The sequence below is a fragment of the Corynebacterium sp. AOP36-E1-14 genome (assembly GCF_052377495.1).
Taxonomy (GTDB): Bacteria; Actinomycetota; Actinomycetes; order Mycobacteriales; family Mycobacteriaceae; genus Corynebacterium.
Map to the genome: position 1 here is coordinate 39242 of NZ_JBQSWV010000018.1, position 25413 is coordinate 64654.

Sequence of the window (25413 nt, forward strand, 5' to 3'; positions counted from 1 at the left end):
CGCCGCGGGAGTTGCTCTGATCATAAAAACAGCCCCCGGAGGACCTAATCTCCGGAGGCTGCCGAACATCAACGTGCTCTGTAGTGCCTAGCTAGTAAACCAGCTAAGTACTGCGGTCACGATTTCTGTGAAGTCGCGGACCACCGGAGTCCCCAGCACGAGGACGGTGGCCGCGACTTTTGCTTTTGCCGTGAACGGGCTTTTCGCCGTGGTCGTCGTCGCTGTCGCGCGCGAGCACCAGGGCCACGCAGCAGTGAGGAGGGCGGTCAAAGGACCGCGCCATTGATCAGTGTAGAGGGGCCCACGGACGTACCGGAGGGGGATGTTCTATCACCCCGCGTTGTTGTTGGTCTGGCTCCGGAAAACCAACAACAGCGCGGGGTACTGGGTACGGGCTCAGCGGGGCAGGCGACTCACTCCGCGGGCAGCCACGCCTCCCAGAGTCGGGAGTAGCGCCCGCCGCGCTCCACGAGGTCGGTGTGCGTCCCCGACTCGACCACCCGGCCGTCCTCCAGGACGACCACGAGGTCGGCCGTCTGCGCCTGGGAGAGGTGGTGGGCGACGATGATCGCCGTCCTGCCGGCGGCGACGGTGTCCACCGCGGCGTCGAGGCGTCCGGCACCCTCGCCGGTGCCCGCGTGGGCGGTGGCCTCGTCGAGGACCACGACCGGGGGATCGGCGAGCAGGACGCGCGCCAACGCCAACTGCTGGACCGTCGCCTCGTCGAGGGTGTCGGCGGACGTGAGAGGGGCGTCGGTGTTCACCCCGACGGCGGTCAGGGCCTCGGTCAGCTCGGCGTCGGTGGCCGTGGGGGAGGCCAGCCGCAGGTTGTCCGCCACGGTGCCGGTGAACTGGTGGACCTCCTGGGTGACCAGCACCGCCGCCGGTCTCCCGGACGCCGTTGTGGCACGGTGGGCGTCCACCCCTCCCACGCTCATCCGGCCCTGGTCGGGGCGCAGCTCCCCGGAGATGACACGGGCCAGCGTGGACTTCCCCGATCCGGACGCGCCGACCAGCACCACCCGCGCCCCGTCGGGGACGCTGAGGGTGATGCCGTCGAGCCCGGTCCCGCTGACGGTCCCGCTGCGCTGGTCACCGCCGTAGCGGAAGTGGACGTCCGTGATCTGCACAGTGCCATCTGTACCGCCCGCCCCGCCAGCAGCGCCAACCCCATCCCCACCCACCCCGAGCACGCCGACGAGCCGGGCCAGGCCCACCTCCGCGCGCTGGAGGTCGTCGATGCTGGCCAGCAGTACGCTCACCGGGGCGAAGATGCGCTGGAAGAACAGTGCGCCGGCGGTGGCCGCCCCCACGCTCAGCACCCCGGCGTCGACCCGCCAGAAACCCACGCACAGCACCGCGGCCAGCCCGAGGAACTCGGCGACGTTCAACCCGCCGTTGAAGACGTTGCGCACCTTCGTCGCCGCCCGCCCGATCTCCACCGACGCGAGGCTGCGCTCGGCCACCAGGCGTAACCGGTTCGCCCCCTGCCCGTGGGCGCGCACGGTGGACGCACCGTTCACGGTCTCGATGAGCGCCTGCCCGCGCTCGGCGTCCATCCGCTGCTGACGGACGTAGAGCGGACGTGACCTGCGCAGGAACACCGCGCCGGAGAGCACCTGCACCGGCAGGGCGACGAGTGCGGCCAGCGCCAGCCACGGGTCCAGCACGGCGAAGCCCAGGGCCGTGACCACCAGGGTGAACAGGGCCTGGGTCGTGCGCGGCAGCACCTCGGTCACCGCGGTGGTGACGGACTCCACGTCCCCGGTCACGCGGGAGACCACGTCGGAACTGCCGGCGCTCTCCACGGCCCCTGGGTCGAGGTGGACCGCGGCGTCCAGCACGTCCTCCCGCAGGGTGGCGAGCACATCCTGCAGGGTCCTGACCAGCAGGCGACCGCCCCACAGGACGAGCAGTGCGGCGACCACGCCGGCCGCGACGACGCCGCCGACGGTGAGTGCGAGACGGTCCAGGCCGCGTCCGTCGATCACGTCGTCGACGAGGCGCCCCTGCAGGGCGGGCACGGCCAGCGCCGCGGCCGAGCCGAGGGTGAGGCACGCGACCACCAGCGACAACGCACCCAGGCGGGGTCGCAGCAGCTCCGCGACGACCCGACCGGTCTGCCGGACGGTGGCCTCGGGCAGCCGGTTCGTGGTGGTGTTCACAGCTCCACCACCTCGTCGCAGGCGTCCAGCATGAGGTGGTCGGACGTGATGACCAGCACCGCCAGCCCGGGCCTGTCGTGCACGAGCGCGGCGAGTCCGGTGGCGACGTCGCGGGCGGTCACCGGGTCCAGGGACATCGTCGGCTCGTCGAGGACGAGCACATGCCCGGAAGCATGTAGGGCGCGGGCCAGCACCGCGCGGCGCCGCTGGCCCCCGGAGAGCCGGTGGCCGCCCTCGCCGACGGGGGCCTCGACGGAACCAAGGTGGGTGACGACGTCGTCCAACGCGGTGGCGGTGGCGACATCGGCGTCCACCTGCGCGTCGGAGAAGGTCACGTTCTCCCGCAGGGAGCCGGTGAACAGCGTCGAGTCGCGCGGTGGCACGGTGACGGCCCGATGCCAGGCGTCCGGCCCGAGGTCGAGCGCGTCGACCCCGTCGAGGGTGAGTTCGCCGCGCGCCGGGACGGTGCGGAAGCCGAGCCGGTCGGCGATGCGTCCGGCGTCGGACGTCGCGACGTGCACGCCGACGAGCCGTCCTGCGCGTGCCGTCACCGTCGGCGCGGTGGCCGCCGAGGCGTCTGCAGTCGCCTCCCAGGTCAGGACGCCGGCGTCGCCGCTGCGGCGCGGCGCCGGGTGCGCCGCGCCGGGCAGCTGGTACTCCTCGGCGACGAAGGCGCGCAGCCGGGCCGCGGAGGCGCGCTTGTACGCCCAGTTCGCCCCGAACGTGCCGATGTGCGACAGCGAGCCCTTGAGGTACTGCGCCAACCCGATCACGGTGACGAGCTCACCCGGGGTGATCGTCCCGTCGAGTGCGAGCCAGCCGGCGGCGAAGGTGAGTACTGCCAGGTAGACCAGCGAAACCACGTCGCTGACCGCCTCGTAGCCGCGCAGCGACAATGCCGAGGCCACCGCGGTATCGCGCGAATGTGCGCTGGCGACGCGGTACCGGCGGGCGACCTCGTCCTCGGCCCCGAGGCCGCGGATCGTGCGCAGTCCCGCCATCGCGTCCGCGGCGACGTCGCTGGCGGCGGCGACGGCCCGCTGCTCGGTGCGTCCGCGGGCGAACATCGGACGCGAGAGCCGCTGCATCAGCACCAGCACGGCCACCGCCCCGGCCAGGACCCCGATGCCCAGGGGAGCGGAGACGGCCAGCAACGCCCCGGCCGCGGCGACGAGTCCGGCGACGGTGGCGAGCTGCTGCACGATGCTCCAGGAGACCCCGGCGACCTGGAAGGTGTCGTTCGTGGTGATCGACAGGACCTCGCCGGTGGAGCGCCGGGCGTGCCCACGCGGGTGCAGGACGCGGCCGAGCGCGAGCTGGCGCAGGTCGTGCTCACCGTGGCCGTAGACCCGCACCATGCCCAGCATCGCGCGCTGGTAGCTCAGCGACGTGAGCAGGAAGACCCCCGCCAGCGCCCCCAGCCACACGGCCAGCGCCCGGGGGTCTCCGGGCATGACGGCCCGGTCGATGATGACGCCGATGAGCACGGGCACGGCCGCATCGCCGAGGTTGTGCACCACCAGGCCGAGGGTGCACGCCGCCAGGCGCCGCGCCCGGCCGTCGCCGGTCAGGGCGATGCGCAGGACGTGGCCGGTGGTGACGCCGGAAGGAGCGGCAGTGGGGTCGCCGGAAGGGTCGGTGGTCCGCATGACAGTTCACGCTAGGGCCGTGGCTCGCGGCGGGGCGGACGGGAGTCGTCGTGCAGCGGACAGGGTCGGTTCCTGTGTCCGTTGCGCTGCAGACAGTGTCCGCTGCGCCGACCGACCGCCCGCTACGGTCTGGATGAATGTCCATGGAGTTTTCTGGACGCCACGAGGAGAACCAGATGAGGAGCAGCAGATGAGGACGACAACCGGGGCCACGCACTGGGCCACGAAACTGGGCCGGCGAGTGGGCCGGACCGTCGCAGCGGTGGCGGTGGCCACCGGGCTGGTGGCGGCGACCGCCGCCTGCGGCAGCGACGACGACGGGCAGGACGCCGACAACGTCCGCACCGTGGACAGCGCCTACGGCGAGGTGGAGGTCCCGGAGACCCCGGAGCGCGTCGTCGCCGTCTCCTACGACACCCCGTGGCAGCTGAAGTCCCTCGGCGTCACGCCCGTCGGTACCCAGGACTACAGCGACTACACGCAGGGGTTCACCGAGGAACAGCTGGACTTCGTGGAGCAGGCCGAACCGGTCGGCAAGTTCTTCGAGCTGGACATCGAGGCGGTCGCCGCGGCTGAGCCGGACCTGATCGTCGGCGACGTCCTCGAGATCGACGACGACGTCTACGAGAAGCTCGCGGAGATCGCCCCGACGGTCATCGTGGAGGGTGAGGACCGGGGTGACTGGAAGGCCATCGTCGCCTCCATCGCCGAGGCCGTGGGCACCGAGGACGAGCTCGAGGAGACGAAGGCGGCCTACGAGGACCGCCTGGCGGAACTGCAGGACGACTACGCCGACGTGCTCGACGAGTACACCTTCGCCTCGATCGGCCCGATGGACGACCCGACGAACTTCTACATCAACTACCCCTCCGGCATCCTCGGCGCGATCTTCGAGGAGGTGGGCATGACCACGGCGTCGTCGGTGCCCACCGGCGAGTTCCCCAAGGGGTGGGAGGAGTACTCCACGGAGAACATCGGCTCCCTCCTCGGTGAGGCCGACGTGGTCATGGTGCCCCTCAACGCGGACGGGACGGTGGACCCGGGCATGCAGGAGGTCATGGACAACCCGCTGTTCCAGCAGCTCAAGGCCGCGCAGGACGACCACGTCGTGCCCGTCGACGGGTCGGTCACCGACTATGCCTCTGCGGTCGACTTCCTCGACATCATCGAGGAGAAGGTCCTCGCCCCGCTGCAGGGCTGACCTGTCGTTGTCCCCGCTCCACCCCTATTCCCGATGACTGGAGTCACATGAACACCACCCTGCCGCGACGGGTCCGTCCGGCACGCCGCCGTGCGGCCGTCGCCGTCCTGGCGCTCGCCGCCGTCCCCGCCCTGCTCGCCGGATGTTCTTCGGCGCAGGACGAGACGTCCGGCTCGTCCGGCTCAGGCGACGGCGCGGAACGCGTCTTCGCCGAACCCGACGACGGCGCGTTCCCCGTCACCATCGACCACGCCTACGGGGAGACCACGGTGGAGGAGCAGGCGGAGCGTGTCCTCGTGGTCGGGTGGGGCGGCGCGGACCTCGCCGTACAGCTCGGCACCGTCCCGGTCGCCCAGGGCATCGCCGGTGGCGAGGGTGACAGCGCCGAGTACCACCCGTGGTTCCGCGAGGCCGTCGAGGAACTCGGCGCACCCTTGCCGGCGACCGATGAGTCGCTGGAGCGTGGTGAGGTCGACACGGAGTTCGTGGCGACCCAGGAACCCGACCTGATCCTCGCGGTGAACTCCGGTATCAGCGCCGAGGAGTACGACCGGCTGACCGACATCGCCCCCACGGTCGCTTTCCCGGACGAGCCCTGGGCCACGTCCGCGCAGGACCACCTGACGATGGTCGGTGAGGCGCTGGGCCGCGCCGAACGGGCGGCGGAGATCACCGGTGAGCTGGACGAGAAGATCAGCGGGGTCGCGGACTCCCACCCGGAACTGTCCGGGGTGTCCTTCCTCTACGGCTTCCTCCCGACGGACGGCCAGGTCGTGATCTTCTCCGAGGCGGACCCGCGGGTCGGGACGTTGGAGAAGCTCGGTCTGACCCCGTCGCCGGACCTGGCCGCCCTGGCGGAGCAGGCGGACGGGGAGTCGAGCTTCAACGTCGCCGTCGAAAGGCTGATCAGTACCGACGCCGACACCAACGTGAGCACCGTCAGCCGCGAGGAGTGGGACGCCGCGGTGGACGCCGACCGGACGTTCGCCGCCTGGGGGCCGGTCGCGGACGGTGATGCCTCGGTGATCGAGGACCCGGACGTGGGCCTGGCGTTGGCGACCTCGACGCCGCTGAGCCTCTCCTGGGCGGTCGAGGACATCGCGGATGTCCTGTCCGCTTCGGTGGGGTAGCGCCGGGGTAGCGCTCGACTGTCAGTCGGTGAGCTGGTCCACGACGTAGTCAGCGAAGTCAGCCCCGACCTTCGAGTACCCTGCGCGGTGGTTGTAGAGCAGCTGCGGGGTCTTGCCGTCGACCACGGCGGGCAGGTTCTTCCAGATCGTGTCGTCGGCGACGGCGGAGTCGGGGTTCTGCACCAGGATCACGTCCGCCTCGGTGAGGATGTTCAGGTTCTCCTTGCTGTACATCCGCAGCGATCCGTCGGCTTCGCGTGACCCGCTGTCGGTCAGCACGGTGAAGCCCAGGTCGGTGAGCACCTCGGGGGCGAGGTTCTCGTCCTCGAGCACGAACTGGTCGTCCTGCAGTGCGACGATGGCCACGGTCTGTCCGGCGTACTCGCCGAGGTCCTCGGCGCCGGCCTCGACGACGCGGTGGTAGTCCGCGATGCTCTGTTCTGCCTCCTCCCTCTTGCCGATCTGCTCGGCCTGGTCGAGCAGTGGCTCGAGCCAGGCGTCGTCTCCGAGGGAGGACGCCCTGGCATCCCGGGCGAGGTCGCCGTCGAGTCCGATCACGGGGGCGATCTCTTCGAGGCGTTGCTGCTGTTCGCTGTCGTAGGTGTCGAACCAGGCGGCCGTGGTGATGATCAGGTCGGGGTCCATGTCCGCCACGGCCTCGGCGTCCGGGTCGGTGGTGTTGAAGTCGTACCTGGTCACGGTGTCCGGCAGGTCGTCGTTGACCACGTTGTTCTGTGCGGACTCCGCGGTGATCTCGGGGGTCGCCACCAGGTTGAGCCCGGTGATCTCGGCGAACTCGGGGCAGAGCCGGGTCTCGATGCAGACCACCCGTTGCGGGTCCGCCGGGATCTCCACCTGCTGGTCGGCGTAGTCGAAGGTGATGGTGTCGGCGCCGGAGTCGCCACCCGTCGCGGAGTCCTCGTCCGACGAGCAGGCGGCGAGCGCGGTCAGGGATACGGCGCACAGGCCGGCGAGCAGCGGTGCGGTGAAACGTCCTCGTGATGTCATGGAGTCGACGCTAACCGTCGGTATCTGCGGGCATCGGACAGATTGTGTCTGTTTCACGACAGCCCTGCGCCCGGGGCGCCGGTCGTGGCAGCACCGCATCCCTGACGTCTGTGCGAGGTGACCTGTCCGTTGCGCGAAGACCGGTACATGTAGGGTTGCCTTAGCGAAAATAAGTGCAGCGGTACCCGCCAGGGTGCTGCGCGGACGGCGGGAGAAACGCGTGGATGCAGGTCAGGGAGGTTCCGATCCCCGGATTCACCGGGCCCGGGTGACGGCGGTGACGAGGGTCGGCAAGGCGATGGTGCGGGTCAGTCTTGGCGGACCGGACATGGCCGACTACCCCACCACGGACGTGGGCGACGAGTGGGTGCGGGTCTTCTTCCCGGACGCCCCGACCGAGCCCGTCCGCCTGCCGCGTGTGGAGGGCACCGGCTGGGTGTACGCGGACGGCGTCGAGGCCTCGGAGATGCGCACCTACACCATCCGCGACTGGCGTCCCGGTGAGGTGGACGTCGACTTCGTCGTCCACGGCACCGGCGTGGCGACGACGTGGGCGACCACCGTCGAGGTCGGCGGCGAGGTCGGCCTGACCGAGCCTGTCGCCGTGTACCGGCGGGCGCAGGACGCCACCCACCAGGTCCTGCTCTGCGACGAGCCGGGCCTGCCGGCGGCACTGCGGATCTGCGAGGACGCTCCGGCGGGCATGACGTCCACCCTCGTCTGCGAGGTCCGGGACGCCGGGTACGAGGTCGCGCCGCGTCGCGGCGAGGTCGAATGCGTCTGGCTGCCCGGCGGTGGCAACGGCGTGGGTCCCTCCCGTCTGCCGGAGGCGCTGTCGGACCTGGACATCCCGCAGGACGCCGCGGTGTGGGTGGGCACGGAGACCCGCGTCTCGCGGACGCTGCGCCGGCAGCTGCGTGAGGAGAAGGGCCTGGCCCGGACGGCGGCGACGACGATGGGCTACTGGGTCCACGACAAGGAGCGGTGGATCGCCGCCTACGACGCGCTGGGCGAGGAGTTCGCCGACAAGGTCCGTGACCTCTACGACAGCGACCGCGACCCCGACGAGGTCACCGACCTCGTCGACAGCCTCTACGAGACGAACGGGCTGTGACCGTGCTGCAGGGCGCGGTACTCGACGCGCCGGAGTCCGTCCCGCCGATGTCCGCCGAGCAGGACGACCTGATCCCCGGAGACTACCTGCTCACGATGCGGGAACTGCGCTACCCCAGTCCGCTCGAACCGGAGGTCTGCACGGGGGACACGCACCACCACCTCAACCACCACGTGGTCTTCTGGCCGATGCGAGGCAGCGCCTACGTGGACGTGGACGGGCACCGTCACCACCTCCCGCCCGGGCACGGGGTCTTCGTGCCCGCCGGCGTGGGGCACGCCGCCGACACCGGTGCGTCCAGCACGTTGACCGCGGTCTACGTGCGACCGGACGCGTGGGAGGGGCCGGCGGACCGGGTGCACGATGTCGCGGTGAACGCCGCCACCAGGGAAATGCTGGTGATGATGGCCTACAACGCGATGGGACGCGACCGGCGGTTCCGGGCGCAGCGGCTGTGCCTGGACTTCATGTCCGAGCCGTGCCTGCCGGGGCTCGAACTGCCGCTGCCGGACAGCCGGCTGATCCAGCCGATCATGCGTCACGTCATGGAACGTCCGGACGACGACCGCTCCCTGGACGACTGGGCGTGGATCCTCAACACCAGCGGGCGCACCATCGCCCGGGCGTTCCGGGCGGACACCGGCATGACCTTCAGCGAGTGGCGCACGGCCGCCCGCATGTCCGAGGCCGTGCGGCTGCTGTCGGACGGCGCGCCGGTCGGCGCGGTGTCCAGGAAGGTGGGCTACACCTCCGCCAGTGCCTTCAGCACGGCGATGAAACGCGTCACCGGACGCGGCCCGCAGTACTTCCGCACCGTGCGGTGAGTTCCTCGCGGGACGACAACATGACAACAGAAAAAGCAGAAAAAACAGGAGTGGGACCATGACAAAAACAGGTGGAGTGCAGGGCATGCGAGTGGCCTGGCTGGGGATGCTGAGCGCGGTGGCGCTGGCGTCGGCGGCGGTACTGACCGCATGCGGGTCCGACGATGGGGACAGCTCGGGCGGCAGTGGCGGTGACAGCGGATCCGGCACTTTCCCGGTCACCATGGAACACGTCTACGGCGAGACGGAGATCCCGGAGAAGCCGGAGCGGATCGTCACCATCGGATGGATCACCCACGACATCGTCGCCGCCCTGGGCACCGCCCCGGTGGGGGTCGACGAGACCTGGGGAGGCGACGACGAGGGGTTCAGCCCGTGGTTCCGCGACCAGGTCGAGAACGTCCTGGACGCCGACATGCCCGAACTCACCGACTCCGAGGACGGGAGCATCAACGTGGAGAAGATCGCGGCCACCGAACCCGACCTCATCCTCGCGCCGCACTCCGGGATCACCGACGTCGACTACGGTCGTCTCACCGACATCGCCCCGACCGTGGCCTACACCGAGAGCCCCTGGCAGTCCGGTAGCTGGCAGGAACTGACGGAGACCGTGGCCACCGCGATGGGGGAGCAGGAGCGCGGTGCCGAGCTCATCGGGGAGACCGAGACCGCGATGGCGGACGAGGCCGCGGAGTACCCGAACCTGCAGGACTCGTCCTTCGTCTACGGGCTGACCTTCGACGGCGGTTCCCAGGAGCTGGGCCTCTACGTGTCGGGTGACCCGCGGGTCGCCTTCCTGCGGGAGTTCGGCCTGGTGGACAGCTCCAACCTCGCCGACTCGATGGACCTGGAGGAGGAGGACTCCTTCTTCGGCACCGTCAGTCTGGAGAACGTCGGACGGGTCGACACCGACCTCTTCGTCGGCTGGTCGAGCAGTGCGCAGCAGACGCGGGACACGCTGGAGACCCCGGCGATGTCGCGGTGGCGACCGATCGAGGACGGCAACTACTACATCCTCGAGGACGAGACGCTCGCCTCGGCGACCAACGGTCCCAGTCCGCTCAGTATCCGCTGGGCGCTGGACGAAGGGTTCCTCGACGACCTGTCCGAGGCGCTGGACGGCGGTGCCGTGGTGCGCCCGGCACGCTGAGACCGTCGGGTAGCCACGGCGTCACACGGCGTCACAGATCAGCGCAGTCCAGTCCGGTGAACAGGGAGTCCGGGTGCGCGAGCCGGTCGAGCACCGGGTCGACGAGGGGGAGTTCGCGGGTGAAGAAGTACTCGGCGGCGGCCCGTTTGCCGGCCGCCAGCGGGGAGCCGGCCTCACGGGCGGCGTGTGCCATGTCCAGCCAGATCCAGGCGACCACGACGTGCCCGGTGACCTCGAGGTAGTCGGTCGCGTGGGCGAGTGCGGCTGAGGCGTCCCCGTCCTTCCGCAACGTCGCGGTGACCTCCACGAGGCGTGCGAGGCGGGCGGCGAGGGCGTCCGAGAACGCGGGGAAGGACGCCGCGGCGGCGTCCACCGTCGCGGTGATCGTCTCGGCGAGCAGGCGCAGGCCCGCGCCGTCCTGCATCACGACCTTGCGTCCGAGCAGGTCCTGGCCCTGGATTCCGTGCGTGCCCTCGTGGATGGGGTTGAGCCGGTTGTCGCGGTAGAACTGCTCCACGTTGTGGTCGCGGGTGTAGCCGGCACCGCCGAGGACCTGGATCGCCAGGTCGTTGGCGGCGGGCCCGTACTGGGAGGGGAAGCTCTTCACCACCGGGGTGAGCACGTCGAGCAGCAGGTCGAACCGTCGGCGTTGCTCACCGCTTGCGACGGTGGAGCGGTCCACCAGGTTCGCGGCGTAGAGGCACAGGGCCATGGACCCCTCCGCGTAGGCCTTCTGCGCCAGGAGCATGCGCCGGACGTCGGCGTGCTCGATGATCGGCACCTGCGGCCGGGCGGGGTCCTTCGCACCGACGGGCCGGCCCTGCGGGCGGTTGCGCGCGTAGTCCAGGGACTCCAGGTACCCGGTCATCGCCAGGGCGGCCGCGCCGGTGCCCACGCCGATGCGGGCCTCGTTCATCATGTGGAACATGTACTGCAGCCCGCGGTTCTCCTCGCCGACGAGGTAGCCGACCGCGCCCGCCGACCCGCCGGGGGAGTGCGTGCCGTCGCCGAAGTTGAGCAGGGTGTTGGTGGTGCCGCGGTAGCCCATCTTGTGGTTGAGGCCGGCGAGGGTCACGTCGTTGCGCTCGCCGTCCTTCAGGACCTTCGGGACGATGAAGAGGCTCAGTCCCTTCACCCCGGCTGCGCCGGTGCGGGCGAGGACGAGGTGGATGATGTTGTCGGTCATCTGGTGGTCGCCGCCGGAGATCCACATCTTCGTGCCGGTGAGGCGCCACGTACCGCTGTCGTCGTCGCGCCGGGCGCGGGTCGTCACGTCGGCCAGCGAGGAACCGGCGTGGGGCTCGGACAGGCACATGGTCCCGCTGAAGACTCCGGCGAGCTGCGGGTCGGCGTAGTCGGTCACCTGCTGCGGGGAGCCGTGGGCGATGATCAGGGCGGCGTTGGCCATGGTGAGCATGGGGTAGGCGGCGGTGGCGATGTTGGCGGCCTGGACCCAGGCGAAGCAGGCGCGGGACACGGTGAGCGGCAGGTCGACCCCGCCGTGCTCCTCCCCGAAGGACGCGGCGGCGAGGCCGGAGTCGGCGAAGGCGCGCAGTGCCGGGGCGATGGCCTCGTGGGTGTGGACGCTGCCGTCGCGGCTGGTGAACGTCGGCTCGTCGAGGTCGGAGGCCCGCATGTGCGGGCGGAAGGACGTTACCGCCAGCTCGCGGGAGGCGTCGAGCATCGCGTCGAAGGTGTCCCTGGAGTGCTCGGCGAACGGCGCGTGGTCGGTGAGTTCCTCGACACGCAGCCAGTCGTGGAGCAGGAAGGACAGGTCGTCGCGGGACAGGATCTCGGCGGTCATGTTTCCACCCTAAAGTACCGACGGGGATGTCGGTGCGGAAACCTACGGGCGCCCCACCCCGGTCAGCTCCGCGCTGCGCTCCCACAGCCCCTCCGCCAGTGCCGCGTCGTGGACCTGCGGATTCACCTTCGTGGCCAGCTTCCCGCGCTCGTGGTAGCCGCCAGGGGTGAAATCGGTGCCGGGCTCGCCCAGGGCCAGGTCGACGAGGAGGCGTGCACTGTCCTCGGGGCTGGTCATCAGCAGCTTCGAGACCACGGGGAGGTGGTAGACGATCTTCATGAGGCTGGAGGTGTCCGAGGCGAAACTGGTGCTGACAACGCCGGGGTGGAAGGCCACGGCGTTGACCTCGTCGCCGAACCGGCGGTCCAGTTCGCCGGTGAACAGGATGTTCTCCAGCTTGGCGTCGCCGTAGGCCTTGTTCGCGCTCCACTTCCCTGAATTGTCGAGGTCAGAGAGATCAAGGTCCCCGAAGAGGCGGGCGGCGATGCTGGCGGTCTGGATCACCGTGGCGTGCGACTCGCGTAGCCGCTCGAGCAGCAGGTTCGTCAGCAGGAACGGGGCCAGGTGGTTGACCTGGAACGTCTTGTCGTACCCGTCCTGCGTGGTCTCCTGCGAGAAGATGCCGCCGGCGTTGTTCGCCAGCACGTCGATGCGCGGGTAGGCGTCGAGCAGGTCGGACGCCAGGTCGCGCACCTGGTCGAGGTGCTGGAAGTCCGCCAGGTGGTAGGGGGCGTCCAGCTCGTCGGCGAGGGCGCGTGTCTTCTCCGGCGACCTGCCGACCAGGACGACCCGGTGGCCGGACGCCGCCAGGTGGCGCGCCGCTGCGGCGCCGATGCCGTCGCTGGCGCCGGTGATCACGATCGTTCTGCTGTCATTCATGCCCGCCCAGGCTACGCACCTGTACCCTCACCCGTATCTGCACCCGTGTCCCTGCCCGAACCCACAGAGGACTCACAGGCGTATGCAGCGTGCCCGACTACGTCCCTGCGGTGCTGATGGGGAATAATCGGCGGCGTACAACTGTCTAACGGAGGCCGGCGTAGAACTTCATGAGCGCAACCACTGAGATGAGCGACCAGTCCGGCGACCGGGCTGCCGTCGGGAGCGAGGATCGATACGACCCGCGGCGCCTCGCCCGGGTCATTCTGCCGAAGCGGGGTGAACCGCGGGACGTGCGTTCCCTCTACATCGTGGAGAACGAGCAGACCCCGGGGCGCGTCACCGCCCTGTCGCGCACGTCCGCCCGCATCCCCGCGGGCGAGGAGATCAGCTTCGAGAGCTACTTCAACGGGTTCCCCGCGTCCTACTGGCGCCGGTGGAGCCAGCTCGACGAGGTGCAGCTGCGCGTCGACCTCACCGGCGACGCGCGCATCGACATCTACCGCTCCAAGATCGACGGCTCGCGTATCGCCGTGACCGGCGGCATCGTGGAGGTCGACGAGGACGGCCGCGGTGTCGCGGAGTTCACCATGTCCCTGGACCCGTTCGAGGACGGCGGCTGGATCTGGTTCGACATCACCTGCGAGTCCGAGACCGTCATCCACAGCGCCGGCTGGTTCGCCACGAAGGACGCCGGGGAGCAGCGCGTGGTCTCCGACACCGTGGTGACCGATCCCGTCACCGGCGGGAAGAAGACGCTCAAGGCGGGAGACGTCCTGCCCGCCCCGGAGCCGCGCGTGACGATCGGCATCCCCACGTTCAACCGTCCGGCGGACGCCGTCGCCGCGTTGGAGGCGCTGTCGTCCGACCCGGTCGTCGACTCGGTCGTGGACACGCTGATCATGCCCGACCAGGGCACGAAGCACCCGAAGGACGAGCCGGGCTTCCCGGCGGTCGAGGAGCACTACGGCGACCGGCTGCGCATGCCGGTGCAGGGCAACCTCGGTGGCTCCGGCGGATACTCGCGCATCATGTACGAGGCGCGTCACCCGGAGCGCGGCACCGACAGCCCGTTCATCCTCTACATGGACGACGACATCGCCATCGAGCCGGACAGCGTGCTGCGCTCCCTGGCGGCGTCGCGCTACGCCACCTCGCCGATGCTGGTCGGCGGTCAGATGCTGAACCTGCAGGAGCGCAGCCACCTGCACACCATGGGCGAGATCATCGACCGTGGCAGCTTCATGTGGACCGCCGCCCCGCACACGCACTACGACCACGACTTCTACAACCACCCGCTGCGTGACCGCGGCGAGTACGGGGAGAACGCCTCCGGCGAGGCGGTCGACTCCAAGGACCTGCACCGCCGCATCGACGCCGACTACAACGGCTGGTGGATGTGCATGATCCCGCGCGTCGTCGCCGACACCATCGGCCAGCCCCTGCCGCTGTTCATCAAGTGGGACGACGGCGAGTTCGGCCTGCGCGCCCGCGACCACGGCTTCCCCACGGCGTCCTGGCCCGGCATTGCGATCTGGCACATGGCCTGGTCCGACAAGGACGACGCCATCGACTGGCAGGCCTACTTCCACCTGCGCAACCGGCTCATCGTCGCCGCCCTGCAGCACGAGGGCAGCCCGACGGGCATCATCACCTCGATGACGAAGGCCACCGCCAAGCACCTCATGTGCCTGGAGTACTCCACCGTGGCGATCCAGAACGAGGCGATGAAGGACTTCCTCGCCGGCCCGGACCAGCTCTTCGACATCCTCGACACCGCGCTGCCGCGCATCAACGCGCTGCGCAAGCAGTACCCGGACGCCGTCGTCGTGCCGTCCGCCGCGCAGCTGCCCGCCCCGGTGGGTGGACCGGCGAAGCTGACGGACATCCCGCTGTCGCCGTTCGCCAAGGTCTCGCGCCTGGCGAAGGTCGTGGCCAACAACCTGCGCCCGGCCGACCCGCACCACCACGAGGTGCCGCAGGTCAACCTGCCCCCGATCGAGGCCCGCTGGTTCTCCCTCGGCCGTCTCGACGGGGTCACCGTGACCACCGCCGACGGCCGTGGCGTGGTCTACCGCAAGCGCGACCGTGACAAGGCCCGTGACCTGGCCCGCGAGTCCGCGCGCCTGCAGAAGGAGGTGGCGACCCGCTTCGACGAGATGCGGCAGCGCTACCGCGTGGCACACCCCGAGCTGACCAGCGTGGACGCCTGGGCGAAGATCTTCGAGCCGGGGGAGACGTCATGACCTCTGCGGTCCGCTCCGAGGCGGACGTGCTCGTCGCCGTGCAGGACGCCGTCCTGAAGGCGCCGGCCGACCGTACCGTCCTCGCCACCGCCCGCGGGCTGAGCCACTTCGGCGAGCACGCGCTCGGCTGGTTCGCCCTCGCCGGCACCGGCGCAGCGGTCGCCGCCGTGCGCGGACGTAAGGACACGGCCGGCGCGACGGCCGGCGTGGCACCCTGGGTGGAGCTGGGCGTCTCGGCGTTCACCGCCCACGCGGCGTCCGTCGTCCTCAAGCGGGTCGTGCGACGCCGCCGGCCCTCGGACCCGCGCATCCGCGTCGGGGTGGCGACGCCGTCGCGGCTGAGCTTCCCCTCGTCACACGCCACGTCCACCGCCGCGGCGCTGACGTCGCTGACCCGGGTCACCGGGTCCCGGCTGCCGCTCGCCGGCGTGCCGGTGATGATGGCGTCCCGCCTGGTCCTCGGGGTGCACTACCCCACCGACGTCCTCGCCGGCGTCGCCCTCGGGGTGGCGACCGAGAAGGCCGTCCACCGAACTGCGAAGGAGATCAACCGATGACCCGACCCGGGACGGACCCCGAATTCGACCCCACCGAGTCCAACGACACCAACGAGCGTCCGGGGGAGCGTCAGGTGTTCATCGGGTCCGAACCGCACACCTCCGGGCTCGAGGAGCCGGCGGAGTGGGAGGACCAGACCTACGCCAAGGAGTCGACGGAGGACACCGGTGCCGGTACCGGCCACCGTGCCCCGCGCAACCTGCCCGAGGCGATGGTCAAGGCGCTGCGCCCCAAGCAGTGGGTGAAGAACGTCCTCGTCGTCGCTGCGCCCGCGGCCGCCGGCGGTGACCTGCTCTTCCAGGGGCGGGTGATCACCGACATCATCATCGCCTTCGTCGTGTTCTGCCTCGGCGCCTCGTCGATCTACCTGGTCAACGACGCCAAGGACGTGGAGTCCGACCGTCAGCACCCCACGAAGCGCTACCGGCCGATCGCCGCGGGCGTGCTTCCGGTGGGCCTGGCCTACGCCATGGCGGTGGTGCTCATCGTCGCCGCCATCGGGTTGAGCTTCCTGGCGTCCAACGGCGGCTCGCTGGCGATCGTCATCGCCATCTACATCGGGCTGCAGCTGGGCTACTGCTTCGGCTGGAAGCACCAGCCGGTCATCGACATCGCGCTGGTGTCCTCCGGGTTCATGCTGCGCGCCATGGCCGGTGGCGTGGCCGCGAGCATCGACCTGTCCCAGTGGTTCCTGCTGGTCGCCGCGTTCGGTTCGCTGTTCATGGCCGCCGGCAAGCGGTACGCGGAGCTCAAGCTGTCGCTGCGCTCGGGCGCGAAGATCCGCAAGTCGCTGGAGAGCTACACTCCGACCTACCTGCGGTTCGTGTGGACGCTGTCCGCCACGGCCGTGGTGCTGGCCTACGCCCTGTGGGGCTTCGACATGAGCCAGCAGCACCCGGGTCACGCCTCGGTCTGGTACCAGGTCTCCATGGTGCCCTTCACCGTGGCGATCCTGCGCTACGCCGCGGACGTCGACCGGGGCGAGGGTGGTGCACCGGACGAGATCGCACTGAGCGACAGGACGCTGCAGGCCCTTGCGCTGCTGTGGGTCGCCACGATCGCGGTGGCCGTGTACGTGATTCCGGCCGTTACCTAGGGGCCTGTCGAACCTGGCATCCCGCTGGCCCGTCCCTGGCGTAACGCTTGGGGCGGGCTTGACGATATTCTTGGCGGAAAAGATCACTGTTTGGTAACGTCCGGTTCGTTGACTAGAGACGACCTGCACGACCCTGACGACGCTGACTGAACAACCGCAAGTAAAGGAAAACATGACGACTGCCACCGGAAAGCACCGGTCCGCGACCGGCTCGCTGGGCCGCAAGATCATGGCCCTGATCGTCGCGATCGGCACCGCCTTCGGCTTGGCCGCCGTCGTGGCCCCGACTGCCTCGGCAGACGAGCGGGCGACGCTGGGACCGCGCTGTACCTGGGCGAACTACAACTACTACGTCCAGAACTGCTGGTTCTGGTCGGCGTCGATGAACCAGGACATCCAGGTCCAGATCAAGCGCTCGAACAGCCAGGCCGCGATGTACCTGCTCGACGGGCTGCGTGCCCGTGACGACTGGAACGCCTGGACCTACCAGGGCCACGCCCCGGAGATGTTCGTCAACGACGACGTCAACGTGGTCATGCCCGTCGGTGGCGCCTCCCAGTTCTACTCGGACTGGATCGGCCCGTTCAACGGTTCCACCACCCCGAAGAAGCCGCGTTGGGAGACCTTCCTCACCAGTGAGCTGCCCGCGCAGCTGGCGCAGAACTTCAACATCAGCCGCACCAACAACGCGCTGGTGGGCCTGTCGATGGGCGGTACCGCGGCGATCAACCTCGCCTCGCGTCACCGTGACCAGTTCAAGCAGGTCACCTCGCTGTCCGGCTACCTGAACACCACAGCCCCGGGCATGTACATGGCCCTGCAGTTCGCCATGAACGAGGGCTCGCGCGGCGCGAACATCTGGGACATGTGGGGTCACCCGCTGCACCCGACGCGTTTCGCCAACGACCCGCTGCTCAACGCGCCGAAGCTGTCCGGCATGCCGGTGTACATCTCCGCGGCGGCCGGCATCCCCGGCCCGCGCGACGACTTCATGGCCAACCCGGTCGGCGGTATCGCCGGTATCGGCCTGGAGTGGGGCTCCCGCGGATCCACCGCCACCTTCGAGCTCGCCGCCCGCGCCTCCGGCGCGAACGTGACGGCCAGCTACCCCACGGTCGGCGTCCACAACTGGACGCTGTGGACCCCGGAGCTGCAGAAGGCCCGCACGTCGATCCTCGACGCGCTGAACGTCTGCTACCGCGCCGGCCAGGTCGTCTGCTGACCTGACTGAGAGCCTGACTGAAGCAGTGCCCCCACGGCCCGGGAGATGATCACCATCTCCCGGGCCGTAGGCATACACTCGGCGAGTATGGAAACAGAAGAGAACCAACCGGGGCAGCAGGGGGAGCGGGCGCACGTCGGGCACAGTGGGAACGGTCGCCGGCTCACGGCGGTGGACCGCGGTGCGCGGCCCTTCATGCGGGGACGGCTCCACGAGAACGCCGCCTGGTACTTCGGGGGAACCGGGACGGCCCTGACCGCCGCCGCATTCATGCTGCACGGTAATGCCGCGCTGTCCTGGATCACCGCGCTGTACTCGCTGTGCCTGATCGCGCTCTTCGCGGTGTCCGCGCTCTACCACCGTGCCCCGTGGCGCAGCGAGGCCACCGTGCAGGCGTGGCGTCGGGCGGACCACTCGATGATCGCCATCTTCATCGCCGGCACCTACGGTCCCATCGCCGTGTTCGCCTTCGACTCCTGGTCGGACGGGCTGTGGATCCTTCCGGTCTGCTGGGTGCTGGCGATCGGCGCGGTGGCGATGAACATCTTCTGGATCGGCCACCCGCGCTGGCTGGACGTGGTCGTCTACCTGGCGTTGGGGTGGCTGGCGGTGCTGAAGCTCGGGGGCTTCGTGGAGTCGATCCCGGTGGTGCCGGGGATCCTCATCGTGGTCGGCGGGCTGGTCTACTCCGCCGGGGCGGTGGTGTACGGCCGGCAGCGTCCCAACCCCTCGGTGCGCTGGTTCGGTTTCCACGAGGTGTTCCACGCCGCGACGATCGTGGCCGGGGGACTGCACCACATCGCGATCTGGATCCTCGTTCTGTCCTGAAGGCTGTGCGGGGGTGTGGTGGGGTGTTAGACTCCGTGGAGAAACTAAGTCTCAAGTAAAACTTCAAGGTTCTGGCGTGTTGTCCGGGGCATTTCGCGTCCCGGTTGCCATAATTGCCGGTGTTGCCGTCACCCTCCGTCCGTCCTCCGTACCGGGGCCGGGCCGCGGTGGCGGGCACCGGTTTTCGACCGGACGTCGGCAGTGGGCGGGGAACCCGCTGCCGGTGCACCGGTCACTCCACAGCCGATGCCGCCGTGACCGTCGAGACGTACCTACGAAGGAAGAACGCCACCACCATGAGTAACGCTGCGAACACCCGCACCGGGAAGTCCCTCGCCCGCCGCCCCTCGTCCCGTGGGGCTTCACGGCGCGTCGGTGCCGCCATCCTGGCGGTGCCGCTCTCGGTGGCCCTGGCGCTGCCCCTCGCCGCGCCTGCCGCGGCGCAGGGCGGCAGCCTCGGCGGCCTCGGCAACTACCTCGACCCGGACGACGTGCCGGAGCGTCCTACGCAGGAGACCACCGACCAGGACCTGCCGGGACTGCCCGACGGCGTGGACGTCGACCGCGTCGAGTGGCTGTCCGACCGGTGGGCGAACGTCTACATCAACACCCCGTCGATGCCCGGCGAGCCGGTGCTGGTGCAGATCCTCCTGGCCCGCGACTGGTACAGCCAGCCCGACCGCGACTTCCCGTCCGTGTGGGCGCTGGACGGCCTGCGCGCCCGCGACGACGAGTCCGGCTGGACCCTGTCGACCAACATCCAGCAGTTCTACGCCGACAAGAACGTCAACGTGATCATGCCCGTCGGCGGCGCATCGTCCTTCTACACCGACTGGGAGGAGGACCCCGAGGACGGCACCACCTACAACTGGGAGACCTTCCTGACCCAGGAGCTGCCCGCGGTGCTGCGTGAAGGCTGGCGCACCACCGAGCAGCGTGCCATCACCGGCATCTCCATGGGTGGTACCGCCGCGGTGAACCTCGCGCAGCGCCACCCGGAGCTCTTCCAGTTCGTCGGTTCCTTCTCCGGTTACCTCGACACCACCTCGCCCGGTGTGCCGCAGGCCATCAACTTCGCCACCAACGAGGGCAACGGCTACGACGCGCAGCGCATGTGGGGATCCTACGGCTCCGAGCGCTGGAACGAGAACGACCCCAAGCAGCACGTCGACCAGCTCAAGGACATGACGGTCTACGTCTCCGCCGGCAACGGCAACGCCGGTCCCTACGACCAGCAGGGGCCGATCCCCGGCTACCCGGCCAACCCGGCGGCCTTCGGCCTGGAGGCGATGTCGCGGATGACCACGCAGACCTTCGCCAACGCAGCCAACCGCGCCGACGTGGACGTGGTCACCAAGTACCGCAGCTCCGGCACCCACGACTGGCCCTACTGGCAGTACGAGATGACCCAGGCCTGGCCGTACATCGCCCAGACCTTCGGGCTGTCCGACGAGGACCGTGGCGCCAACTGCGCCGCCGTGGGACGCATCGCCGAGGCAGAGAAGCGCCAGCGCAGCCAGAACCTGGGGACCTGCACCACCAACGAGTACGACGCCGCGAACGGCGGCAAGGTGCAGGACTTCCGCAACGGCCGCATCTACTGGAAGAAGGACGCCGAGAAGGCCTGGGCCAGCTGGGGCCGCATCGGTGCCCGCTACTCCGAGATGGGCGGTGCCGGCAGCTGGCTGGGCTACCCCACCGGCGAGGAGCAGACCGGACTGAAGGACGGCGGCATCCTGCAGCGCTTCGAGAACGGCATCATCTACTGGACGCCGCAGACCGGTGCCGTCGCGGTGAAGAACGACATCGTCGACGCCTGGGGTGCCACCAAGTGGGAGAGCGGCGCCTTCGGCTACCCGGTCTCCGCCGTGGAGACCGTCAAGGACGGTGCCGCCCAGCAGTTCCAGAACGGTGTCGCCGTGCGTGACAAGTCCGGCAAGGTCCGCATGATCGAGGGGCAGATCGGTTCGAAGTACGTCGAGGCCGGCGGCCCCGACGACTCCGGACTCGGCTTCCCGACCTCCGAGGAGATCAAGATCAAGGGTGGCGCGTTCACCCAGTTCGAGCACGGCAACATCTACTGGTCCGCCTCCACCGGTGCGCACATCATCCGCTACGGCTCGATCTTCGACGCCTGGGGCGAGGAGAAGTGGGAGCAGGGTCGCTTCGGCTTCCCGGTCGAGGACCAGCAGTCCATCGACGCCGGCGGCGAGGTCGTGAAGTTCCAGAACGGTGAGATCCGCGAGGTCAACGGCAACGTCGAGAAGGATCCGCGATGAGCATCCCGATGAAGCGGTTCGGCGCTGCGGCGTCTGCACTGCTGCTCGCCGGCACCCTGGCCGCCTGCGGCGGCGACTCCACGGTCGACAGTGACGACGACACGCAGACCAACGTCCCCAGCGTGAGTTCGTCCGCCTCGTCATCGGCGTCACCGTCCTCGTCGGACGCACCGACGTCCGCCGCGCCGGACACCGGCTCCGGCTCCGGCGACTCCCCGCGCGACGGGGAGGTCAACGAGGTCGAGGAGCCGGGTGGCGAGGTCGCACCCCGGACCGACGAGGACGACGCCTTCCTCTCCCAGATCAAGGACAACGGCATCGACGTGGAGGATTCGGCGATCCAGGACCAGGTCATCGCCGCCGCCCGTGAGCAGTGCCTGGCGAACGAGGAGGGGCGCGACGGGTTCGCCGTGCCGATGATCGCCGGCCAGCTCGAGGTGCAGGAGCTCACCGACGTGTCCGCCGAGGATGCCCAGCGCATCATCACCGAGGCCGCGGAGAACCACTACTGCGGCTGACCCGCGCAGGGGAAGGGGCCCGGAGAAGTGCTACCACTTCTCCGGGCCCTTTCGCGGTATACCCGCAGGTCGCTGAAAAGCAGACCCGGAAAAAGTGGTAACACTTCTCGACATGCGGAGACGGGGGCACCCGCAGGGTGTCCTGCGTCACTTTTTAAGTGATATTTATACTACCGTGTATCGGTTTCTGGGGGCCCGGCGATAAGGCAGGGGTTGTACCGACGTTTCCATCCAAGGAGAACCCCAGTGTCCCATCGCCCATCGCGGCATGCCCGGGTAACCGGCACGTTGCTGGCCTGTGCCCTCATCTTCACGCCGCTGGCACCGGCATCCGCCGAAGAGACCGGCCAAGTGACCGCCCAAGATACGGCCCAGGAAGCGGCCCAGGAAGCCGCCCAGGACGATTCGGGGGTCTCCCCGGAGGCCGCCGCGGCCGCCGAGGCGGCCACGGACACCGCCCCGGAGAACTCCCCGCTGGCGTTCATGGACCCCGGTGCCGCCCCCGAGCGCGAGCCGCTGTCGGTCACCGAGCAGGACCTGCCGGGACTGCCGGACGGTGTCTCGGTGGAGAAGGTCGAGTGGATCACCGACCGGTGGGTGAAGCTCCACATCAACTCCGCCGCCATGCCGGGGGAGACGGTGAAGGTGCAGGTCCACCTGGCGCGCGACTGGTACAGCTCCCCGGAGAAGACCTTCCCCTCGGTCTGGCAGCTCGGCCCGCTCTACAGCAGCGAGGACGAGAGCGCCTGGTCCTACGCCACCGACGCCGTCCGGTTCTACGCGGACAAGAACGTGAACCTGGTGCTGCCGATCGGCGGCGGCGGGTCGTTCTTCACCGACTGGCAGTCGGCGGACGGCGGCAAGAGCTTCAAGTGGGAGACCTTCCTCACCAAGGAGCTGCCGCCGATCCTGGAGCAGGGCTGGCGCACCAACGACCGCCGCGCGGTCAGCGGGCTGTCGATGGGCGCGACCGGCGCAATGGTGCTCGCCGGACGCAACGCGGAGATGTTCGACTTCGCGGCGTCCTTCTCCGGCTACCTGGACACCTCGTCGCCGTTGATGCCGCGCGCGTTCGGCATGATCACCGAGCAGGCCGGCTACGACGCCCGCAAGATGTGGGGCAACTACTACTCGCCGGAGTGGTTCACCCACGACCCGAAACTGCTGGTCGGCAACTTCCGTCGCGCGGGGACCACCGTCTACGTGGCCGCCGGCAACGGTCTGGCCGGCGCGTGGGACGCCCAGGGCGACATCCCGGGCAGCGCGGCGGACATCAACTCCGGTGCGATGGAGGCGGCGTCGCGGGTGACCAGCCAGACGTTCGTGAACTTCGCCAACCTCGCCGGGGTGAAGACCGTGACGAAGTTCCGTCCGAATGGCACACACACCTGGCCGTACTGGGAGTACGAGATGAAGCAGGCGTGGCCGTACATGGCGGACGCCCTGGGGCTCGACGAGTCCGACACCTCTGTGCAGTGCGAGGCCGAGGGTGCCTTCGCCGAGGCGGTGGAGCGTTACCGCACGAACAAGAACAACTACGACCTCGGCGACTGCATCAGCGAGGTCTACGAGATCAGGAACGAGGACGGAAAGGTCACCGGTACCGCCCAGGACTTCCGTGGCGGTGTGGTCTACCTGAAGGACGGCGCGGACGAGGAGACCGGTGCGGTGGCCACCTGGGGCCGCACCGGCGCGAAGTACCGCGAACTCGGCGGCCCGAACTCCTGGCTCGGCTACCCGGTGGAGCCGGACTCCTGGGCCCGCGACGGTGGCGCGTGGGCGCAGTTCGAGCACGGCTTCATCTACTGGTCGCAGGTGCAGGACGGCAAGGGCCCGGTGACCGTGGCCCAGGACGTGGTCGACAAGTGGAGCGCCACGAACTGGGAGTACGGCGCGTGGGGTTACCCGGTCGCCCCGGAGGAGGACATCACCGTCGCCGGACGCACCGGCCAGGTCCAGCGCTTCGAGAACGGTGCGGCGCTGCGCACCCCGGACGGGGACGTGCACCTGCTGCACGGTGCGATCGCCGCGCGTTACCTCGGTACGGACGCCACGAGCGTCGCCCAGCGTGAGGAGCTGGGCTTCCCGACCGGTGACCACAGCGCCACGCACGTGCCCGGCTACTTCACCGACTTCGACAACGGGGTCATCTACTGGTCCCAGGAGTACGGCACGGCGCTGATCCGTCACGGCGCGCTCTTCGACGCCTACCGCCGGGAGGACTTCGAGCGGGGACGCTACGGCTTCCTCACCGGCGACGAGACCGTCGCGTCGGACGGCTCGCGTCGCGCCGACTTCACCGGCGGCACCCTGTTCACCGTCGGTGGCGCCGACGGCGGGAACACCGTCTACACCCTGCCGAACCGTGCGATCGCCGAGCGCTACGACGAGCTGGACGGCCCGGACGGGCTCCTCGGCCTGCCGGACATGGACCGCACGCCCGGTGACACCGCGGCGTCGCCGGAGGGCACCCGCGGACAGTTCCGCGACTTCGAGCACGGGGTGCTCTACACCTCGGACAAGGGCACCTTCGTGATCCGCCACGGCGCACTGTTCGACGCCTACCGTGCCCAGGGGTACGAGGGCGGCGAGCTCGGCTTCATCACCGGCGACTACACCGGGCACGCCGACGGCTCGGCCTCGGTGGAGTTCGAGGGCGGCACGCTGGTGCAGGATCCCGACGGCACCGTGCACCGGAGCTGACGCGTACTCACGCGAGCTGCCCACCACCTGGCAGAGCGCTGCCAGGAAAACGGGGTACTCTGACTGCCCATGAGAAAGTTCCTCACCATCGCGGCGGTCATCGTCCTCGCCGTCGTCCTGGTCGTCAGCATCGGTTCGTGGCTCTCCCGCGAAGCCGGCGGCCCAGGCTCCGACAACACCGCCGAGCCGGACGCCACCCGCACCACCGACCCGGAGCAGCCGGCGTCCTGCCCGGACTACCAGCTGTTCGCCGCGCCGGGCACCTGGGAGTCCTCCGCGGACGACGACCCGATCCACCCGACGTCGCACCCCAACTCGCTGCTGCTCAACGTCACCCAGCCGTTGCAGGAGGAGTTCGGCGACGGTGTCGACGGGGGCCAGCTCAAGAGCTGGACGCTGCCCTACGCCGCACAGTTCCGCAACATCCAGGCGCTGCGCGAGATGTCCTACGACGACTCCCGCAACCAGGGGTACGCCGCGCTCGAGGCCGAGATGACGGCCGTCAACGAGCAGTGCCCGGCCACCCGCATGATCATGGTCGGGTTCAGCCAGGGTGCGGTGCTCACCGGCGACCTGGCCACCGCCATCGGCAACGGCCAGTCCAGCGTGCCGGCGGACGCCGTCGCCGGCGTCGCGTTGATCGCCGACGGTCGTCGGGAGGACGGCAAGGGTGAGCTCGTCGGCAGCCCCGACGCCACCGGTATCGGCGCGGAGATCGCGCTCAGCCCCGTCAGCGCCCTGGTCAGCCCCATCGTCCCGGGGGCGTCGATGCGCGGTGCACGCCCGCAGGACTTCGGTGCCCTCCAGGACAGCACGCTGCAGTTCTGCGCCCCGGCCGACCTGGTGTGCAGTGCGCCGCGGGACATCGGCAACGCGGTGCAGCGTGCCAACGACCTCATCGACGCCAACAAGGTGCACGCGGAGTACTCCAGCAACGGCACCGTCGTCGACGGCGGCACCGTCCCGCAGTGGATCAACAACTGGGTCGGCGACATCATCGCCGAAGGGCGGTAATTGTCACGGGAGACGTCCCGGGGAC

At 69.6% G+C, this 25413-nt stretch carries 19 protein-coding genes; 14 read left to right on the forward strand and 5 right to left on the reverse strand.

Annotated features, from left to right (window positions below; translation table 11 throughout):
* Window positions 1–413: 413 nt before the first annotated feature.
* Together ACT3TD_RS09655 and ACT3TD_RS09660 are read right to left on the reverse strand one after the other, a co-directional pair.
* Window positions 414–2165, reverse strand: coding sequence for an ABC transporter ATP-binding protein (locus ACT3TD_RS09655; protein ID WP_441578817.1), 1752 nt, complete (start codon window positions 2163–2165; stop codon window positions 414–416).
* Window positions 2162–3814, reverse strand: a complete 1653-nt coding sequence (locus ACT3TD_RS09660; RefSeq protein WP_301441676.1) for an ABC transporter transmembrane domain-containing protein — start codon at window positions 3812–3814, stop codon at window positions 2162–2164. The genes ACT3TD_RS09655 and ACT3TD_RS09660 overlap by 4 nt, the downstream gene beginning before the upstream one ends.
* A 190-nt stretch (window positions 3815–4004) precedes the next feature.
* On the opposite strand from ACT3TD_RS09660, the gene ACT3TD_RS09665 reads away from it, so the two are divergent.
* Together ACT3TD_RS09665 and ACT3TD_RS09670 are read left to right on the forward strand one after the other, a co-directional pair.
* Entirely contained in the window at window positions 4005–5015 is a 1011-nt protein-coding gene (locus ACT3TD_RS09665) for an ABC transporter substrate-binding protein (RefSeq protein ID WP_301441675.1), read from the forward strand.
* 47 nt (window positions 5016–5062) lie between these two features.
* Entirely contained in the window at window positions 5063–6145 is a 1083-nt protein-coding gene (locus ACT3TD_RS09670; protein ID WP_301441674.1) for an ABC transporter substrate-binding protein, read from the forward strand.
* 21 nt (window positions 6146–6166) lie between these two features.
* On the opposite strand, the gene ACT3TD_RS09675 is transcribed toward ACT3TD_RS09670, so the two are convergent.
* Complete coding sequence (locus ACT3TD_RS09675) at window positions 6167–7153, reverse strand: ABC transporter substrate-binding protein (protein ID WP_301441673.1); 987 nt, start codon at window positions 7151–7153, stop codon at window positions 6167–6169.
* 268 nt (window positions 7154–7421) lie between these two features.
* On the opposite strand from ACT3TD_RS09675, the gene ACT3TD_RS09680 reads away from it, so the two are divergent.
* From ACT3TD_RS09680 to ACT3TD_RS09690, 3 genes are read left to right on the forward strand one after another with little or no spacing between them, the layout of a single operon-like run.
* Window positions 7422–8267 carry a siderophore-interacting protein gene (locus tag ACT3TD_RS09680; protein WP_441578822.1) on the forward strand — a complete coding sequence of 282 codons (846 nt, stop codon included), beginning with the start codon at window positions 7422–7424 and terminating at the stop codon, window positions 8265–8267.
* Window positions 8264–9091 carry a helix-turn-helix domain-containing protein gene (locus ACT3TD_RS09685; protein ID WP_301441671.1) on the forward strand — a complete coding sequence of 276 codons (828 nt, stop codon included), beginning with the start codon at window positions 8264–8266 and terminating at the stop codon, window positions 9089–9091. The genes ACT3TD_RS09680 and ACT3TD_RS09685 overlap by 4 nt, the downstream gene beginning before the upstream one ends.
* Before the next feature lie 58 nt (window positions 9092–9149).
* The gene (locus ACT3TD_RS09690) at window positions 9150–10241 is read left to right on the forward strand and encodes an ABC transporter substrate-binding protein (RefSeq protein WP_441578819.1); all 1092 of its coding nucleotides are present in this window, start codon (window positions 9150–9152) and stop codon (window positions 10239–10241) included.
* A 31-nt stretch (window positions 10242–10272) separates the two neighbouring features.
* On the opposite strand, the gene ACT3TD_RS09695 is transcribed toward ACT3TD_RS09690, so the two are convergent.
* Window positions 10273–12045, reverse strand: a complete 1773-nt coding sequence (locus ACT3TD_RS09695; RefSeq protein ID WP_301441669.1) for an acyl-CoA dehydrogenase — start codon at window positions 12043–12045, stop codon at window positions 10273–10275.
* 42 nt (window positions 12046–12087) lie between these two features.
* Window positions 12088–12924, reverse strand: a complete 837-nt coding sequence (locus tag ACT3TD_RS09700; protein WP_301441668.1) for an SDR family NAD(P)-dependent oxidoreductase — start codon at window positions 12922–12924, stop codon at window positions 12088–12090.
* Between the two features lie 188 nt (window positions 12925–13112).
* On the opposite strand from ACT3TD_RS09700, the gene ACT3TD_RS09705 reads away from it, so the two are divergent.
* The 9 genes from ACT3TD_RS09705 to ACT3TD_RS09745 all read left to right on the forward strand — a co-directional run bounded on the left by ACT3TD_RS09705 (window position 13113) and on the right by ACT3TD_RS09745 (window position 25388).
* Complete coding sequence (locus ACT3TD_RS09705) at window positions 13113–15170, forward strand: glycosyltransferase (RefSeq protein WP_301441680.1); 2058 nt, start codon at window positions 13113–13115, stop codon at window positions 15168–15170.
* Window positions 15167–15727, forward strand: a complete 561-nt coding sequence (locus tag ACT3TD_RS09710) for a phosphatase PAP2 family protein (protein WP_301441667.1) — start codon at window positions 15167–15169, stop codon at window positions 15725–15727. Before ACT3TD_RS09705 ends, ACT3TD_RS09710 begins: the two co-directional genes overlap by 4 nt.
* On the forward strand, window positions 15724–16824 hold the full coding sequence (locus tag ACT3TD_RS09715) for a decaprenyl-phosphate phosphoribosyltransferase (RefSeq protein WP_301441666.1): 1101 nt from the start codon (window positions 15724–15726) through the stop codon (window positions 16822–16824). The genes ACT3TD_RS09710 and ACT3TD_RS09715 overlap by 4 nt, the downstream gene beginning before the upstream one ends.
* 172 nt (window positions 16825–16996) lie before the next feature.
* Complete coding sequence (locus tag ACT3TD_RS09720; RefSeq protein ID WP_301441665.1) at window positions 16997–18046, forward strand: alpha/beta hydrolase; 1050 nt, start codon at window positions 16997–16999, stop codon at window positions 18044–18046.
* 195 nt (window positions 18047–18241) lie between these two features.
* Window positions 18242–18874 (forward strand): PAQR family membrane homeostasis protein TrhA, encoded by a 633-nt coding sequence (gene trhA / locus ACT3TD_RS09725; protein ID WP_301441679.1) that lies wholly within the window; start codon window positions 18242–18244, stop codon window positions 18872–18874.
* Between the two features lie 296 nt (window positions 18875–19170).
* Window positions 19171–21153: an alpha/beta hydrolase-fold protein gene (locus ACT3TD_RS09730; protein WP_301441664.1), complete on the forward strand. Its 1983-nt coding sequence runs from the start codon at window positions 19171–19173 to the stop codon at window positions 21151–21153.
* Window positions 21150–21671 carry a DUF732 domain-containing protein gene (locus ACT3TD_RS09735; protein WP_301441663.1) on the forward strand — a complete coding sequence of 174 codons (522 nt, stop codon included), beginning with the start codon at window positions 21150–21152 and terminating at the stop codon, window positions 21669–21671. Before ACT3TD_RS09730 ends, ACT3TD_RS09735 begins: the two co-directional genes overlap by 4 nt.
* A gap of 351 nt (window positions 21672–22022) precedes the next feature.
* Complete coding sequence (locus tag ACT3TD_RS09740) at window positions 22023–24374, forward strand: alpha/beta hydrolase-fold protein (RefSeq protein WP_301441662.1); 2352 nt, start codon at window positions 22023–22025, stop codon at window positions 24372–24374.
* Between the two features lie 69 nt (window positions 24375–24443).
* Window positions 24444–25388 (forward strand): cutinase family protein, encoded by a 945-nt coding sequence (locus ACT3TD_RS09745; protein ID WP_301441661.1) that lies wholly within the window; start codon window positions 24444–24446, stop codon window positions 25386–25388.
* Window positions 25389–25413 lie beyond the last annotated feature (25 nt).

What these genes read in the sequence shown, in the direction of transcription:
- ACT3TD_RS09660 (WP_301441676.1), bottom strand. Translation starts at nt 3,814, where the DNA reads ATGCGGACCACCGACCCTTCCGGCGACCCCACTGCCGCTCCTTCCGGC.
- ACT3TD_RS09665 (WP_301441675.1), top strand. Translation starts at nt 4,005, where the DNA reads ATGAGGACGACAACCGGGGCCACGCACTGGGCCACGAAACTGGGCCGG.
- ACT3TD_RS09670 (WP_301441674.1), top strand. Translation starts at nt 5,063, where the DNA reads ATGAACACCACCCTGCCGCGACGGGTCCGTCCGGCACGCCGCCGTGCG.
- ACT3TD_RS09675 (WP_301441673.1), bottom strand. Translation starts at nt 7,153, where the DNA reads ATGACATCACGAGGACGTTTCACCGCACCGCTGCTCGCCGGCCTGTGC.
- ACT3TD_RS09690 (WP_441578819.1), top strand. Translation starts at nt 9,150, where the DNA reads ATGACAAAAACAGGTGGAGTGCAGGGCATGCGAGTGGCCTGGCTGGGG.
- ACT3TD_RS09695 (WP_301441669.1), bottom strand. Translation starts at nt 12,045, where the DNA reads ATGACCGCCGAGATCCTGTCCCGCGACGACCTGTCCTTCCTGCTCCAC.
- ACT3TD_RS09700 (WP_301441668.1), bottom strand. Translation starts at nt 12,924, where the DNA reads ATGAATGACAGCAGAACGATCGTGATCACCGGCGCCAGCGACGGCATC.
- ACT3TD_RS09705 (WP_301441680.1), top strand. Translation starts at nt 13,113, where the DNA reads ATGAGCGACCAGTCCGGCGACCGGGCTGCCGTCGGGAGCGAGGATCGA.
- ACT3TD_RS09710 (WP_301441667.1), top strand. Translation starts at nt 15,167, where the DNA reads ATGACCTCTGCGGTCCGCTCCGAGGCGGACGTGCTCGTCGCCGTGCAG.
- ACT3TD_RS09715 (WP_301441666.1), top strand. Translation starts at nt 15,724, where the DNA reads ATGACCCGACCCGGGACGGACCCCGAATTCGACCCCACCGAGTCCAAC.
- ACT3TD_RS09720 (WP_301441665.1), top strand. Translation starts at nt 16,997, where the DNA reads ATGACGACTGCCACCGGAAAGCACCGGTCCGCGACCGGCTCGCTGGGC.
- trhA (WP_301441679.1), top strand. Translation starts at nt 18,242, where the DNA reads ATGCGGGGACGGCTCCACGAGAACGCCGCCTGGTACTTCGGGGGAACC.
- ACT3TD_RS09730 (WP_301441664.1), top strand. Translation starts at nt 19,171, where the DNA reads ATGAGTAACGCTGCGAACACCCGCACCGGGAAGTCCCTCGCCCGCCGC.
- ACT3TD_RS09735 (WP_301441663.1), top strand. Translation starts at nt 21,150, where the DNA reads ATGAGCATCCCGATGAAGCGGTTCGGCGCTGCGGCGTCTGCACTGCTG.
- ACT3TD_RS09745 (WP_301441661.1), top strand. Translation starts at nt 24,444, where the DNA reads ATGAGAAAGTTCCTCACCATCGCGGCGGTCATCGTCCTCGCCGTCGTC.